We start from the raw sequence: 15035 nt of genomic DNA, 5'->3' as shown, positions 1-15035 counted from the left end.
GGCCAGATCGGCAATGAGCCACCCAAGCAATCATCGACGCCGAACCTAGCGGCAACCAGCCGAACCGATCACCACGTACATAGAAGCGTCTTGCAGTTTCGGCAGTCGATACAGGTGGGATGCCCCTTGTGTCGGGACAGAAAGTGCAAGATCGCGGAGAGGCGGCAACGGTACGCCCGCCACCTGACCGGTGCGCCCCACCACGACGGCTGACACGGCAACCGCAACCCACCGGCGACGCGGGCTCAGGCAATCAAGCGGTCAGGACCCTGCTGAAGAACGCCAGAGTGTCGCGGATCAGCGGCTCCAGCGGCACCCCGCCGAAGCAGTGGTCGGCACCCTGCACCACCGACAACTCGACCTCGGCTCCCGCCTCGGTCAGTGCTGCGGCAAGCTCTCTGCTCTGCCCTACCGGTACGACCAGGTCCTGGTCGCCGTGGATCAGCAGCATCGGTGGGGCCTGGTCGGTGACGTAGATGATCGGGCTTGCCGCCCGGCCCAGCTCCGGGTTGTCCGGCAACGGAGCGCCGATCAGAAGTGACTCGGGCGAGTCGGCCGCGTCGTGGTCGATGGTCCCGGACGGGTGTGCCTGCGACTGGATGGTCAACAGGTTCGACGGCGCGTACCAGCAGACCGCTGCCCGAACGCGGGTGTCGTCCTGGTCGTCCCCCGTCAGCGCGACCATCGAGGCCAGATGCCCACCGGCCGACTCGCCCCACACCCCGATCCGCTCGCCGTCCACGCCCACCTCGTCGCCGTGCCGGCGCAACCAACGCACCGCCGCCTTGACGTCGTCGAGCTGGGCGGGGAACTGTGTCTCCCCGCTGAGCCGGTACTGCGCGGAGGCGACAGCGAACCCGGCCCGGATGGCGGCGGTGAACGGGTCCACCGTCATCAGCCAGTCCGGTGGCTGCTTGGGTGAGCCGAACTGCCACGCGCCGCCGTGGATCCACACCAGGACCGGGGCCGGTCGGGGTGCCGTCACCGGCACGACGAGGTCCAACGTCAGCGGGCGGAAGCCCGGCACTTCGTGCACGACGATGTCGCGGTGCTCAATCCGATCGTTCCGGCGCGGGGGTTCCGAATCGGTCATCGCGTCATCGTCGCACCGACGGTCCGGGCGTGCCGACCAGCCGACCATCCCCGGACCGGAACCACCAGCGTCGGTACGCTCCGCGCCGGCCCCCGCCGAGCTCACGGCGACCCCGACGGACAGACAGCCCATTGATACGGTGGGTTACCAGGGGTGTCTGTTGCGTTCGGGGGCCAGGACCGGGCCGAGAAGAGAAGGATGGAGCAGCACATGATCGTTCCGCAGGGGTTCCGGGCGGTGGTCGCGAACGCCGGGCTCAAGGACGACGAGGACGACTTCACCGCCCTGGTCTCCGAGGTGCCGGCGGTCAGCGCCGCGGTGTTCACCCGCTCCCGGTTCGCCGGCCCCAGCGTCCTGCTCAGCCGTTCGGCGGCGTCGACATCCACTGCCCGCGGCGTCGTGGTGCTCTCCCGCAACGCGAACGTGGCCACCGGCAAGGAAGGGCTGGAGAACGCCCGCGAGGTGCGGTCCACTGTGGCGCGCGCCGTCGGGCTGGACGACGACGAGCTGCTCATCGCGTCGACCGGGGTGATCGGCAAGCAGTATCCGATGCCGAGGGTCCGACAGCGCCTGGCCGAGCTTCGGTGGCCCTTTCCGCCCGCCGATTTCGACCGGGTCGCGCGGGCGATCATGACCACCGACACCACGCCCAAGGTGGTGCGGGCCAGCTGCGGAGCGGCCAGCATCGTCGGCGTCGCCAAGGGTGTCGGCATGATCGAACCGAACATGGCGACCCTGCTGACGTTCTTCTGCACAGACGCCCGCATCGAGCCGGCCGACCTGGACCGGGTGTTCCGGTCGGTCATCGCTCGCACGTTCAACGCCGTCAGCATCGACACCGACACCTCCACCAGCGACACCGCGGCCATCTTCGCCAACAGCCTGGCCGGGCCGGTCGCGCTGGACGAGTTCGAGCAGGCGTTGTATTCCGTCGCACTGGACCTGGTGCGGATGGTCGCCCGCGACGGTGAGGGTGCCAGCAAGCTCATCGAGGTCCGGGTCAGCGGTGCCCGCGACGGCGACCAGGCCAAGCGGGTGGGCAAGGCCATCGTCAACTCGCCCCTGGTCAAGACGGCCGTGCACGGCGCGGACCCGAACTGGGGCCGGGTGGCCATGGCGATCGGCAAGTGCGAGGACGACGAGGACATCGACCAGCAACGGGTACGGATCGGTTTCGGCGGCATCGAGGTCTATCCGGCGCAGGCCACGGAGGAGACCCTGGTGCGGCTGCGACGTCACCTCGAAGGCGACGACGTCGTGATCGAGGTCGACCTGGGGATCGGCGCCGGCGCTTTCACCGTGTACGGGTGCGACCTCACTGACGGATACATCCGGATCAACGCCGACTACACCACCTGAGCGGCGATGCGTCCGGGCGGTACCCCACGAGGTACCGCCCGGACGCCCGTGGCCGAGCCGCGCGGGTCAGCGGGACGCCAACAGGAACACCCCGACCAGCGCCAGGACGACACCGGCCCACTGCACCCGGGTGGCGCGTTCACGCAACACGACCCGCGCCAGCAGGAGCGTGCTGACCGGGTAGAGCGATGCCAGCAGGCCCACCACGGACAGGTAGCCCTCCCGGACCGCCAGCAAATACAGCACGCTCGACAGCATGTCCAGGCCACCGGAGAGCAGGGCCAGCAGCACCGTGTTGCGGGGCGCTCTGATCGGCCAACGACCGATCGGCCAGGCGAGCACGAGCAGCGTCAACGAGGCGCATCTGGCGGCCACCAGCGGCCACAGCCCGGACCCGTCCCCGGTACGGGACAGCAGCACGAAGAACAGGCCGAAGCCGGCACCGGCCGCCAACGCCCCGGCCACAGTCCGCAGGTGCGACTGTCGACCCGGCCGGTCCCCGCCCGAGGTGACCGAGACGCAGGGGATGGCGATCAGTCCGCAGGCCAGTCCGGCCGCCCCGATCACCGACACGGTGTCGCCACCGGCCAGGCCGACGAGGACGGGCAGGATCGCGGCCATGGCGGCGGTGGTCGGAGCGACAACGCTCATCACTCCGTGGGCGAGGGCGTGATAGAGCAGCATGGCGCCGACACTGCCGGCCAACCCGGCCAGTGCTCCCCAGCCGGCGTCGGCGGCCCGGAGGTTGCCGCCGCCAACGGTCCCGACGAACACCACGGCGGTCGCCAGCCCTGCCATGTTCGACCAGAGCACGACGGTCACCGCCGCGGCGCGCTTGGTGGCGAAGCCGCCGACGAAGTCGGCGGCTCCGAGGACCGTTGCCGACGCCAGCGACATCAGAATGCTGAACATGTTCCGCCTTGGGTTGTCGGTGGTCGGATCAGTGGGATGTCAGATAGCCCCCCATGGACGTGAAGTAGGCGCGCGCCGGGAGCTGCGTGCCATCGTCCGTGCGCACCTGGAGGATCCTCAACCCCTGCTCCCGTCCGGTGTGGGCATCCGGTCCGCACACCACGACCACGCCGTCTTCGTCGGGGCAGAAGATCCGCCCCGGCGTCCCGCCGTAGCGCTTGGACGACACGGCCGCCGCCGTCACCCGCAGCCGGACACCGTTGTGGTAGGCGAAAGCGTTCGGGTAGGGATCGCTCTGCGCCCGGATCAGATTGGCCAACCGGTCGGCCGGCCACGTCCAGTGGATGCGGCTGTCCTCCACCGATCGCTTGTGGAAGAACGTCGCCTGGGCCGGGTCCTGGCTGATCCACTGCCCGGTGCCGCTCTCGATGAGGTCCAGCGCCGACAGGGTGATCTCCGGGAAGATCTCGATGGTGCGCTCGAACAGGTTCGTCACAGTGTCCGTGTCACTGACCTCGACCCGGCGCTGCAACACGATCTCGCCGAGGTCGAAATCATCGTTCATGAAGTGCACGGTGACCCCGACCTCGCGTTCACCGTTGATCATCGCCCAGTTGAGGGGGGCGAAGCCGCCGTAACGAGGCAGCAGGGCGTCGTGGACGTTGATCGCCCCGTGCCGCGCCAGGCGGTACACGGCCGGCGCCAGCCAGGTCCGCCAGTCCGACGACACGATGATGTCCGGGGCCAGCTCCCGCAGCCGTGCGGCGACCTCGTCGTCATTGGCGTACTGACGGACCAGGATCGGCAGGTCGTGCTTCTCGGCGAGGTCGACCACCGAGTCGTTCCAGATGGTCTCGTACTCGTGCCCGCTGTCGGGATGGGTGATGACCTGGACCACCTCATGGCGGGAGTCCATCAGCGCCTGCAGCACTCGATGCCCCCACGTCTGGTAGCCCATGAACACTACTCGCACGGGTGTCGCTCCTTTCTGCTTCTCAGGCCCGGTGACCGGCGGTCAGCGGCAGTGACCACACGTAGGCGAAGCCGGCACCCGCCTGGTGATCGAACTGGTCGCCGGCTTCGTAGGTGGCCATCGCCCGGCTGTAGCGGGAGTGCGGCGAGGACCGACTGACCACCGTGCAGTTGCCCTTGAACAGGTCCACGGCGATCTCGCCGGTCACCGCCGGTTGAAGGGTCGCCACGAATCCGTCGAGTGCCCGACGCAGATCGCTGAACCAGTACCCGTAGTAGACGAGTTCGGCGTATCGCAGGGCGATGGACTGCTTGTGGTGCAGTGTTTCGCGGTCCAGCACCAGCGACTCCAGCTCCGCGTGCGCGGCCATCAGCACGGTTGCCGCCGGCGCCTCGTAGATGCCCCGGGTCTTGAACCCGACGATCCGGCTCTCGGTGATGTCGATCCGGCCGATGCCGTGCGGTGCCGCGAGCGCGTTGAGGCGGCCGACCAGAGTGCCCAGACCCAGCGACTCACCGTCGAGGCTCACCGGCACACCACCGGTGAAGCCGATCCGTACCCGGGTCGGCTCGTCCGGGGCCTGGCGGGGATCACCGGTCAGCTGCCACGCGTCGGCCGGTGGCGGCTGGGCGACGTCGTCGAGCTCACCACACTCGATACTGGTCCCCCAGACGTTCGTGTCGATGCTGTAGGGCTTCTCCTTGCCGACCGGCACCGGGATGCCGTGCTTGTCGGCGTAGGCCAGCTCGTCCTCGCGGGTCTTCAACTCCCAGTCGATCACCGGTGCCAGCACCTTCAGCGACGGGTCGAGCGCCGCCACACTGGTGAAGAAGCGGACCTGGTCGTTGCCCTTACCCGTGGCGCCGTGCGCCACCGCGTCCGCGCCCACGGCGTGCGCGATCTCGACCATCCGTTGTGCGATCAGGGGTCGGGACAGCGGCGCGGCCAGCAGGTACCGGTTCTCGTACCGGGCGTGTGCCTGCAGGGCGGGCAACGCGAAGTCGGTCAGGAACCGATCGGTCAGTGGCTCCGCCCGCACCTCGGACGCGCCGGTCCGCAGGGCGCGCTCGCGCACGTCCGGTACGGATTCGAGCTGCCCGATGTCGGCGCAGAAGGCGATCACCTCGGCGTCGTACCGGTCTCGCAGCCAGTGCAGCGCCACCGAGGTGTCCAGGCCACCGGAGTAGGCGAGAACGATCTTCATGACTGCTCCTGTTCGGGGTGGTCGTGCGCGAGTTCGTCGAGGACAGCGGCGAGTGTCTTGTCGATCGGGGCGCCGCCCGCCACGTCGTCGGCGCCGCGCAGCGTGCCGGCGCGGGCCGCGGCCAGGCCGTCGCGACGGGTACGGCTCCAGCTACGGTGTGCGGTGGAACTGGTGCGCAGCTCCGCTGCGACGTCCATCACGCTGGCGGTGGAGGTGCCACCACCACTGGTGTAGCCGTTCATCGCGTTCAGTGGCGCCAGCAGCTCACGGAGCACGTCCACGGCGACCGGATGGCCCTCGTCGGCCAGCATCGACGACACCAGCTCGAGGTCGCGCAGCGTCGCCTGCCGGCTGATCAGCTGACCGACCACCTTGCCGACGATGTGATGCGACTGGCGGAAGGACACCCCGGCCGCCGACACGAGATGGTTGGCCAGCTCGGTGGCGGTCGAGAAGTTGTCCCAGCACAGCTCCTCGCCGCGCTGCGGGTCGAAGCGAAGCGTACGGGTCTGGCTCTCGACCACGCGCAGGGTGGACAGGTACGAGTCGATGCTCTGCCACAGGAACGGCTTGTCCTCCTGCAGGTCGCAGCTGTACCCGAGAGTGACACCCTTGACCGCTGTCAGCAGTTGCATCAGCACTCCGGTGGCCCGGCCGGACCGTCCGCGTACCAGCTCGGCGACCACCGGGTTCTTCTTCTGCGGCATGATGGAACTGCCCGTGGTGAAGGCGTCCCCCACCTCGCAGAGCCGGTACTCGTGACCGCTCCACATGACGATCTCCTCCGCCATGCGGGACAGGTTGTTGCTGCCGAGGGCGAAGGCCGCAGCGGCTTCGATCATGTGGTCGCGGGCGCTGGTGGCGTCCAGGGCGTGGCTGAGCACCCGGTCGAAGCCCAGGAGCTGTGCGGTCGCGTCGCGGTCGAGCGGGAACGAGGTGCCGGCGAGCGCGCAGGCCCCGAGCGGTGACTCGTTGACCCGACCGAAGGCGTCCCGCAGACGTCGTACGTCACGCAGCAGCGCGCTGGCGTGTGCCGTCCGCCAGAAGGCGACGCTGATCGGCTGGGCGGCCTGGCTGTGGGTGTACCCCGGCAGCACCGTGCGGAAATCCTCATCGGTGAGCTGCGTCAGCCGGTCGATCAGGTCGAGGTTGGCGTCGATCGCCTCGAGGAGGACGTCGCGGAGGTACATCCGGGCATCGGTGGACACCTGATCGTTGCGGGACCGGGCCGTGTGCATCCGGCCACCGACGTCCAGCCCCAGCTCCTCGATGACCATCTGCTCGACGTTGAGGTGGACGTCCTCGTACTCGGCGCGCAGCGTGAGCGTGCCGTCTCGATGGCGCTGGTCCAGCTTGACCAACGTCGCGACGATGGATCGCGCCGCGTCCTGCGGGACGATGCCCTGACGAGCCAGCAGCAGCACGTGCGCGATGTTCTGCCACAGATCGTGTGGGATCAGCCGGACGTCGATGTCAACGGTGAGCGTGTAGTCGAGTACCTCGGGTGTGATGTCTTCCTCGAAGCGACCGCCCCAGAGCTTCTGGGTCATCGGACACGCCTTTCCGGGCCCGTCGGGACCTCATGTCGCAACGCCATGGCTCTTGTTCCGCGCAGGCGTCATCCATTCCGCGGCCAATTGAGCGCAGAATTGTCGAACAATTGTTTTCTATTGAGGCGGCGCAGTCGGCTCACCGGCGGATTCGGATTGGTGCAGTGATTACCAGAGGTCGACGACGAGGGCGGCCGGGGAATGCCCCTCACGTCGGGAGGAGGTCACGTCGGATGCTCGTGGCTTCACGGCGGCGACCGCCTATTTCCGTTTGTCACAACGCCGACATCCGGCGGGCCAACCCTCCGTGCAGTCGACCAACACCCCGGGGCCGAGTGGGGACCGGCGCAGGCAATGGCGCCGACGAAAGCAGCACTTCCGTCGAACTGAGCACTCTTTGTCCGATTTCAAACACCCCGCGTGTCGTTCTCATCCCTGACCTGCTGATATGCCCATGCCTCGGCCCGCACTGATCGTCCACGTGCGACCACACTATGTCACGTGACGTTGCGGCGGGTGCCCCTTCTCGCCATCTGGGAGCGATTCTCGATGTGCTGGCGGACAGCACCCCGACGGTCAGTAGAAATTGACCGAAACATACGCCGATCGGTGGCGAGGCCGGCTTTGAACGGACAACTGGGCTTCCAATTGCGGCTATTGACATTGAGCACGATGATGCCCAAAATGAGGGTTATCTGAGCAAGGTCGGCGCACCAATGGCCCACCATTGCCAACAGCCGCGCTCCTGTCGTACTGTGCCTGACGATCCCGCCGCTCTTCGCCGTACGCCGGCGTGTCCTGCGCTGCCCCGGCCGGTCGTGCGGCACCGATACACCGGGAGCGACACCAACCAGTCGGAAGAGCGGAAGCGAATGTCAGCGGAATTGAGCACGCAGACCTATTTCAGCCTCGACGTCTCCGAGGGCGTGGCCGTGGTCGAGTTCTCCGAGGGGCACCGGCACAACATGTGGTCGATGCCCCGGATGCGGGCGCTGACCGAGACGGTTCGCGAGCTCGACGCCCCGGACGTCCGCGCGGTCGTGCTGTTCAGCGGCGTCGACAGGTCCTTCGGCGTGGGAGGCGACTTCCACGAGACGTCGACGTTCCGAGGCGGTGACGAGGTCGACGAGTGGATCGATCAGATCACCGACCTGTACGTCGCCTGTCTACAGCTCAACCGCCCACTGGTGGTGGCGATCGACGGCTTCGCGATCGGTATCGGCCTGCAGATCGCGCTCACCGCGGACTACCGGGTGGGCAGCGACCGGTGCGTGCTGAAGATGCCGGAGTTCCAGGTGGGCATCGCCTGCACCTTCGGCGGATACATGCTTGAGCGGTCCGTGGGCCGCAGCGTCATGCAGCAGATGCTGATGTCCAGCGAGGACTGGTCGGCCGAGCGGAGCCTGCGGGACGGGTTGCTCCACGACGTGGTCCCGGTGGATCGGCTGCTGTCCGCCGCCGTGCAGCGGGCCCGGTCCTTCGCGGCCTACCCGACGGCCGGTTTCCGGAGCACGAAGCCGTACCTCAACAGGGAATTCGTCGACGGGCTCGAACGGCTTCGAGTCATCGGCAAGCAGGCGCACCGCGCGGCATTCGCCGCCGGTGAGGCGCAGCGCAACATGCGACAGGTCATCGGCAGCAGTCGGTGACGTCGCCGACCATCGACGCGGAAGGAACACCATCATGGCGGCCAGCAGGTGGGCGGCGGTCGGGAACTGCGATCTGGCCCCTCTGGAACGGATAAGACCCGCTGTCCACGTCGGTGACCTGCGAGTTCACACCAGCGGTGTGGCGGGTGACAGCCCCCGCACCACACCGTGGGAGATCGATGTGCGGACGATGTCGGTCCGGTCCGCGAACGGCGGCACCACACCCGCCACGGCCGAGTCCGACAGGGCGCGGATCCTCGTCGACGAGGACCGGGTCGTCGTGCGGACCACCGCACTGAACGCGGATGCCATCTATGTGGCGTTCAACCGGTCTCAGGGCAAGCTCGTCTACTTCACCGACCTGTTCCTGGCCCCGCTGATCCTGCCCGCGCTCGGCCTGCCCGTCGAGGTCCGCCCGGAGGGACCTCAGCCGCGCAGCGACGAGACCGCACTGCTGCACGTCAACCGGGTGCCGTTCGGCGCGGTGCAGGAGGGCAGGCGGCTGCGCGACGGATGGACCGTACGCACCACCCTGGCCGACGATCCCCTGCGGCATCTGCGTCGTCCCGGGCGTACCGACGCGCTGCAGGCCGGAGAGGATCAGGTCGGTGCTCTGCAGGAGCAGATCCGGTCGGTAGCCCGAGACCGACCGCGCGACCGGTTCGCGACCCTCCTGTCCGGCGGCATCGACTCCGGCACGGTCACCCTGCTGGCAGCCTCGGAAAGGCTCGCCTTGACGCCGTACAGCGCCGGCACTCCCTGGGGTGACGAGTTCGACGACGCCGCGGAGCTGGGCGATCACCTGGGTCTCTCCGTGCGCCGGGTCGAGCTGTCCGAAGAACGCATCCTGGCCGCTGTCCCGCAGGCCATCCGAGGGCTGGGTGTCACGGAGCCCGAGGTGGTGGAGGTCGCGCTGACCGCGACGGCGCTCTACGACGGGACTGAGATCCCGCGCGACGAGGTGCTGCTGACCGGATATGGGAGCGACCTCATCAACGCCGGCCTCTACCGTCCGTTCAGCACGCCGGAGGAGCTGATCGATCAGACGATCGCGGCCATCCACCAGACCCGGTTCACCAACGAGTTGTGCAGCCGGCTGCCGTTGGCGTACGGCCGGGAGGTCCACCACCCGTTCTGGGCATGGCCGGTGATCGAGATCGCCCTGGACACGGCGCCGGACTGCAAGGTGCGCGACGGGAGGGAGAAGTTCCACCTTCGCCAGGCCATGAGCCGACGGGTGCCGCACGACATCGCCTGGCGTCGCAAGATCGCCGTTCATCACGGCGGCGGTCTGCAGCGAGGAGTCGTGAAGCGACTCGAGACGGATGCACCCGGCGTCGACCGGGCCGCGATCTACCTTGCCTGTTTCCGCGAACTGGTGAACCTGGCGCGGGACGGCTCGATCGACGACTGGGACCCCCTCCAGGTGTACGAGCGCGGCATCGCCGACGCCCGGCGCTGACCACCCCGAAGCCCGCTCACACGGCCGCGTCACCCATCCCAACGCCACACCTCAGGAGATGACCTTGAGCCTCACCCCGTCAGGTCTCGGGCAGGTCCTCGACCCCGCCCCCACGGACAATCTGGCGAGCGCCTGCCGCAGTGCCGCGACCCGGACCGGCGCGGCCCTCGTACGAGGGCTCGATCTCGACGAACCAGCCTTTCAACGCCTGGTGCATGAGCTCGGCGACACCGTCGAGCACAAGTTCGGCGAGGGCCGCGCCGACCTGCTCAAGTTGAACGCCTCGGCGGACGAGGGGAAAGTGGTCACCGGGCGCGGCCCACTCCCGCTGCACACCGACGGCATCCTGGTGGGAGAGCAGACGGATCTGATCGTCCTCTACGCCAGCGAGTTCCGCGACGAGCCGGGATCCGGCGAGACGACGGTCTGTGACCAGTTGGCCGCATGGGCCGAGATGCCGGACGACCTGCGGCAGACGATCGAGACCGTAGGGCTGGAGTATCTGGTCGAGGACCGGGGCTACTTCCCGACGGTCCCTGACGACTGGTACGAGATCCCCACCGTCCGCGACTACGGCCGGGTCCGGTCGCTGAACCTGACGTTGCCGTTCCCCGCCGGCACCAACCATGGCTGGCAGGTACGGGTCAAAGGCGGCGACCAGACCACCACCGACACCTTCTTCAACCAGCTCGGTGACTTCCTGCACCGCCCCCGATTCCTCTACCAGCACCGCTGGCAGGTGGGCGACCTCCTCGTGATCGACAACCAGCGCACCCTGCACGGGCGCACCGCGATCGGTGCCGACGGGGTGCGGCTGCTTCTGCGCGGGCAGGTCACTCTGCACACGGCACGCCGGGATGATCTGCATGCTGCATGAGGCGTTCCGGGACGTGGTTCGGGCCCACCCGGACGGGGTGGCCGTGCAGGCAGTCGACGGCGAGGAGTTCACGTACGCCCAGCTGAGCGACCTCGTCGACCGGGCGTCCGTCGGCCTGCTCGGCGTCGGGGTGCAGCCCGGACACCACGTCGCCACCCGTCTGCGCAACGGCCCCGCGTACGTCGCGACCATTCTCGCCCTGGCTCGGCTCGGCGCGGTGCACCTGCCGATCAGTGTGCAGTCGGACCGGGACCGGCTCCGCTGGTCGCTGGCCCAGGTCCCGGTCCGAATCCTGATCCACGAGCAGCATGACGACCTGCCCGAGACCCCGGTCGACACCCGCACCGTCGACACACTCCTCGCCGAGCCCGCGCCCGCCCCGCACACCGTCGAGGCGCTGCCGGTCGAGGTTCGGGCCGGCGTCTTCCGGTTGCTGGAGACCACCGGATCCACCGGGGTCCCCAAGCTCGTCGCCTGGCGTCAGGAGGACCTACTGGCCGACCGGCGGCAGTGGCTGTCCTATCTCAAGGTGACCGCCGAGGACGTCTTCCTGACCATGCATCCGCTGGATGTGGCCCATGGTGTCGACGTACACATGTTTCCGGCACTCCTGGCCGGCGCCCGGCTCGTGTTCTCCGACCCTGCCGCGCCGCCGGACCGGCTGCTGAGCGCTCTCGCCGAATCGGGCACGACGATCTTCAGCGCTCTGCCACGCCACTATCAGCTGCTGGCCGACAGCAGCTCGACAACTCTGCCGTCGCTGCGGCTCCCGCTCTGCGGCGGGGCCTATCTCAGCCCGGAGGTGATCACGCAGGCACGCCGACGCCTCGGGATCCGGATCCGTCGCATCTACGGGTCCACCGAGTTCGGCATCGTCCTGGGCAACATGGACGACGTCGAGCAGGAGTCGCGCGGCATGTATCCGCTGCCGGCGGTCGAGGTGGCGCTGGAGCCGCTCTCGGCGCAGACGCCGACGCTCGGTGAGATCCTGGCCCGTTCGCCGCACACCAGCATCGGATACGAGGGCAACCCGGTCGAGACGGCACGTGCCTTCCGGGGCGGCTGGTACCGGACCGGCGACGTGGGCGAGCAGACGACATCCGGCGAGTACCGCGTCCTGGGCCGGGTCGCCGACGTCCTGGCCACCACGTCCGGACGACCGATCTTCGCACCTCAGCTCGAAGGCGCGCTGGAAGCCGACGCGGCGGTGCGTGAGGCGGCGGTCGTGCCGTCGTCAGCGGCGGATGACGGGGCGGCTCCGCTGGTGGTGGTGACGCCGGCGGACGGAACCCCGGCGTCGGATGTGGCCGCCGCGGTACGCCGCCTCCTGAGCGAGCACGGTGTGGCCGACCGGGTACGGGTGGTCGACGAGCTTCCGCACACCCCGGTCGGAAAGCTCGACAAACCAACCATCCTGCGACGGTGGGGCTGAAGCTCGGGCTCGACTACTGCTGCTTGTCGGGGGTGGCGGGGCGGGCCCGGACGTGCAACCGCTCCCCCTGAGGGCCGAACAGACTGAGGGCTTCGGCGGTGCCGGGGCCGGGGTTGAAGAAGAGGTGCGGGACGCGGGTGTCGAACTCGGCGACCTCCCCCGGCGTCAGCGTCAGATCACGATCGCCGAGCAGTAGGCGGAGCCGGCCGGAGAGCACGTAGAGCCACTCGTACCCCTCGTGGACCTGCGGAATTCGGCCCCCGGCGGACGGGTCGGGCGGGAAGATCTGCTTGAACGCCTGGACGCCGCCCGGTCGGCGGGTCAGCGGCAGGTGCGTCACGCCGTGGATGACGATCGGTTTCGGGCGTACCCGGGGGTCGCCGGTGGCGGGGGCGTCGACCAGTTCGTCCAGCGCCACCTGGTAGGCCCGCGCCAGCGGGAGCAGCAACTCCAGGGTGGGGCGACGGCTGCCGGACTCCAGCCGGGACAGGGTGCTCACCGAGATGCCGGTCAGGTCGGCGAGCTGGGTCAGCGTGGTCCCCCGCTGGTGACGCAGGGCACGTAGCCGGGGGCCGACGGCCGCCAGCGCGGCGTTGTCCTCGTTTGCCATAACGGCAAGGATAGTTGCCACTTTGCCGACTGCGACGGATGGTGGGCGCAGCCGACGAAGCAAGAGGGAGATACCGGGTGGACGAGACATACGACGTGGTGGTGGTGGGTGGCGGCGCCGCAGGGCTCAGCGGAGCCCTGGCGCTGAGCCGGGCCCGCCGGTCGGTACTGGTGATCGACTCCGGCGAGCCGCGCAACGCGCCGGCCGACCGGGTGCACAACTACCTGGGCCGGGAGGGGACGCCGCCGGGCGAGCTGCTCGCCGTCGGACGGGCCGAGGTCGCCGGGTACGGCGGGCAGTTCCGCACCGCACGGGTGCAGGCCGCGACCCGGGACGACGACGGGTTCCGGCTGAGCCTGGACGGCGGGGACTCGGTACGGGCCCGCCGGCTGCTGGTGACCACCGGTCTGACCGACGAGCTGCCCGACGTGCCCGGCCTCGCCCAGCGATGGGGTCGCGACGTGCTGCACTGCCCGTACTGCCACGGCTGGGAGGTTCGGGACCGCCGGATCGGCGTCCTGGCGACCAGCCCACTCAGCGTGCACCAGGCCGAGATGTGGCGACAGTGGAGCCCCAGCGTGCTGCTCCTGCTGCACGACGCACCGGCGCCGGACGCGGAGACCGCCGAGCGGCTCGCCGCCCGCAGCATCGCGGTGGTGCCCGGCCCGGTCGCCGCAGTGGAGGTCACCGACGACACGCTGACCGGTGTACGGCTCGCCGACGGCCGGGTGGTGGCGCTCGACGCGATCGTGGTGGCGACGCGACTCACCCCCCGCGCCGACGTGCTGGTGGGGTTGGGTCTGGCCCCGGAGGAGGTGACGATGGGTGAGCACGTCATCGGCGCCCAGATCCCGACCGACGCCACCGGCGCGACCACCGTCCCCGGCGTCTGGGTGGCGGGCAACGTATCCGACATCCGTGGTCAGGTGATCACGTCCGCCGGGGCCGGCCTGACCGCGGCGGCGGCGATCAACGCCGACCTCATCGCCGAGGAGACCCGCGACGCGGTGGCCGCGTACCGGCAGTTGGTGGCCACGACGTTCGAGGAACCGGCGTGGGAGGAGCGCTACCAGTCCCGCCCCTCGGTCTGGAGTGGCCGGCCGAACCCGCAACTGGTCGCCGAGGTCACCGACCTGACCCCCGGGCGCGCCCTCGACGTCGGCAGCGGCGAGGGCGCCGACGCGGTGTGGTTGGCCGGGCGCGGCTGGCAGGTGACGGCGGTGGACATCTCGACCACGGCGTTGAGCCGGGCCGCCGCGCACGCTGAGACCGCGGGCGTGGGCGACCGGATCGAGTTCACCCACGCCGACCTGCGGGACAAGCCGCCCACCGAGGAGGGGTACGACCTGGTGTCCGCGCAGTTCATGCACCTGCCACCGGAGCAGCGGCGGGAGTTGTTCGGCCGGCTGGCCGCGGCGGTGGCACCCGGCGGCGTCCTGCTGATCGTCGGGCACCACCCGTCGGATCTGTGGGGGTCGGCGCACCGGATGCACATGCCGGACATGATGTACACCGCGCAGGACGTGGCCGCCGACCTGGAACCGGCCCGCTGGGAGGTGCTGGCGGCCGAGGAGCGCTCCCGTCTCGCCACCAACCAGAACGGTGAGGACATCACCCTCCACGACGCGGTCCTGGTCGCCCGCCGACGCTGACCCCGCGCGCGCGTCGTCGCGCGGTCACCACGTCGACCTGCGTCGATCATGGATTGCTGCTGGGTGACAAAGGTGGTGGAGCACCACCTTTCCGGCAGCACGAGTCCATGGTCGGCGCGGGAACGGGGCAACGCGGGACGGCAACGTGAGAGGTGGTGGGGCAGGACTTCGCATGTGGTCCGGTCAGCGGTAGCGTTGCGCCACACTGACGGCCCGTGGGGCAGGCGACCGCCGACCCTGACGCCCCGATCGTACGGAGGAT

12 protein-coding genes are annotated in these 15035 nt (G+C 69.3%); 6 read left to right on the top strand and 6 right to left on the bottom strand.

Features of this window, described 5'->3' with window-relative positions; translation table 11 throughout:
- Positions 1–253: 253 nt before the first annotated feature.
- Positions 254–1093: an alpha/beta hydrolase fold domain-containing protein gene (locus ACZ6NZ_RS09435; protein WP_465857375.1), complete on the bottom strand. Its 840-nt coding sequence runs from the start codon at positions 1091–1093 to the stop codon at positions 254–256.
- A 198-nt stretch (positions 1094–1291) separates the two neighbouring features.
- Here ACZ6NZ_RS09435 and argJ point away from each other — a divergent pair, with 198 nt between their 5' ends.
- A complete protein-coding gene (argJ, locus tag ACZ6NZ_RS09430) occupies positions 1292–2452 on the top strand; it encodes a bifunctional glutamate N-acetyltransferase/amino-acid acetyltransferase ArgJ (RefSeq protein WP_465857373.1) in 1161 nt (386 codons plus the stop codon).
- Positions 2453–2518: 66 nt separating this feature from the next.
- Here the strand turns inward: argJ and ACZ6NZ_RS09425 are convergent, their stop codons facing one another.
- The 4 genes from ACZ6NZ_RS09425 to argH are packed head-to-tail and all read right to left on the bottom strand — an operon-like array spanning position 2519 to position 7091.
- Entirely contained in the window at positions 2519–3364 is an 846-nt protein-coding gene (locus ACZ6NZ_RS09425) for an EamA family transporter (protein ID WP_387349551.1), read from the bottom strand.
- Between the two features lie 28 nt (positions 3365–3392).
- Entirely contained in the window at positions 3393–4337 is a 945-nt protein-coding gene (locus ACZ6NZ_RS09420) for a methionyl-tRNA formyltransferase (RefSeq protein WP_465857370.1), read from the bottom strand.
- Positions 4338–4359: 22 nt separating this feature from the next.
- A complete protein-coding gene (locus ACZ6NZ_RS09415) occupies positions 4360–5541 on the bottom strand; it encodes an argininosuccinate synthase (protein WP_465857368.1) in 1182 nt (393 codons plus the stop codon).
- Positions 5538–7091, bottom strand: a complete 1554-nt coding sequence (argH, locus tag ACZ6NZ_RS09410; protein WP_465857366.1) for an argininosuccinate lyase — start codon at positions 7089–7091, stop codon at positions 5538–5540. Before argH ends, ACZ6NZ_RS09415 begins: the two co-directional genes overlap by 4 nt.
- A gap of 872 nt (positions 7092–7963) precedes the next feature.
- Here argH and ACZ6NZ_RS09405 point away from each other — a divergent pair.
- The 4 genes from ACZ6NZ_RS09405 to ACZ6NZ_RS09390 are packed head-to-tail and all read left to right on the top strand — an operon-like array spanning position 7964 to position 12511.
- Positions 7964–8740 carry an enoyl-CoA hydratase/isomerase family protein gene (locus ACZ6NZ_RS09405; RefSeq protein ID WP_465857364.1) on the top strand — a complete coding sequence of 259 codons (777 nt, stop codon included), beginning with the start codon at positions 7964–7966 and terminating at the stop codon, positions 8738–8740.
- A gap of 34 nt (positions 8741–8774) precedes the next feature.
- A complete protein-coding gene (locus tag ACZ6NZ_RS09400; RefSeq protein ID WP_465857362.1) occupies positions 8775–10202 on the top strand; it encodes an asparagine synthase-related protein in 1428 nt (475 codons plus the stop codon).
- A 58-nt stretch (positions 10203–10260) separates the two neighbouring features.
- The gene (locus ACZ6NZ_RS09395) at positions 10261–11079 is read left to right on the top strand and encodes a TauD/TfdA dioxygenase family protein (RefSeq protein ID WP_465857360.1); all 819 of its coding nucleotides are present in this window, start codon (positions 10261–10263) and stop codon (positions 11077–11079) included.
- Positions 11069–12511 (top strand): class I adenylate-forming enzyme family protein, encoded by a 1443-nt coding sequence (locus ACZ6NZ_RS09390; protein ID WP_465857358.1) that lies wholly within the window; start codon positions 11069–11071, stop codon positions 12509–12511. The genes ACZ6NZ_RS09395 and ACZ6NZ_RS09390 overlap by 11 nt, the downstream gene beginning before the upstream one ends.
- 13 nt (positions 12512–12524) lie before the next feature.
- On the opposite strand, the gene ACZ6NZ_RS09385 is transcribed toward ACZ6NZ_RS09390, so the two are convergent.
- Complete coding sequence (locus ACZ6NZ_RS09385) at positions 12525–13121, bottom strand: helix-turn-helix domain-containing protein (RefSeq protein ID WP_366606544.1); 597 nt, start codon at positions 13119–13121, stop codon at positions 12525–12527.
- Between the two features lie 77 nt (positions 13122–13198).
- Here ACZ6NZ_RS09385 and ACZ6NZ_RS09380 point away from each other — a divergent pair, with 77 nt between their 5' ends.
- A complete protein-coding gene (locus ACZ6NZ_RS09380) occupies positions 13199–14773 on the top strand; it encodes a methyltransferase domain-containing protein (RefSeq protein WP_465857356.1) in 1575 nt (524 codons plus the stop codon).
- Positions 14774–15035: the final 262 nt, after the last annotated feature.

The sequence above is a fragment of the Micromonospora sp. NPDC047756 genome, assembly GCF_055587245.1.
This window is presented reverse-complemented; position numbering and strand designations above follow the sequence as displayed.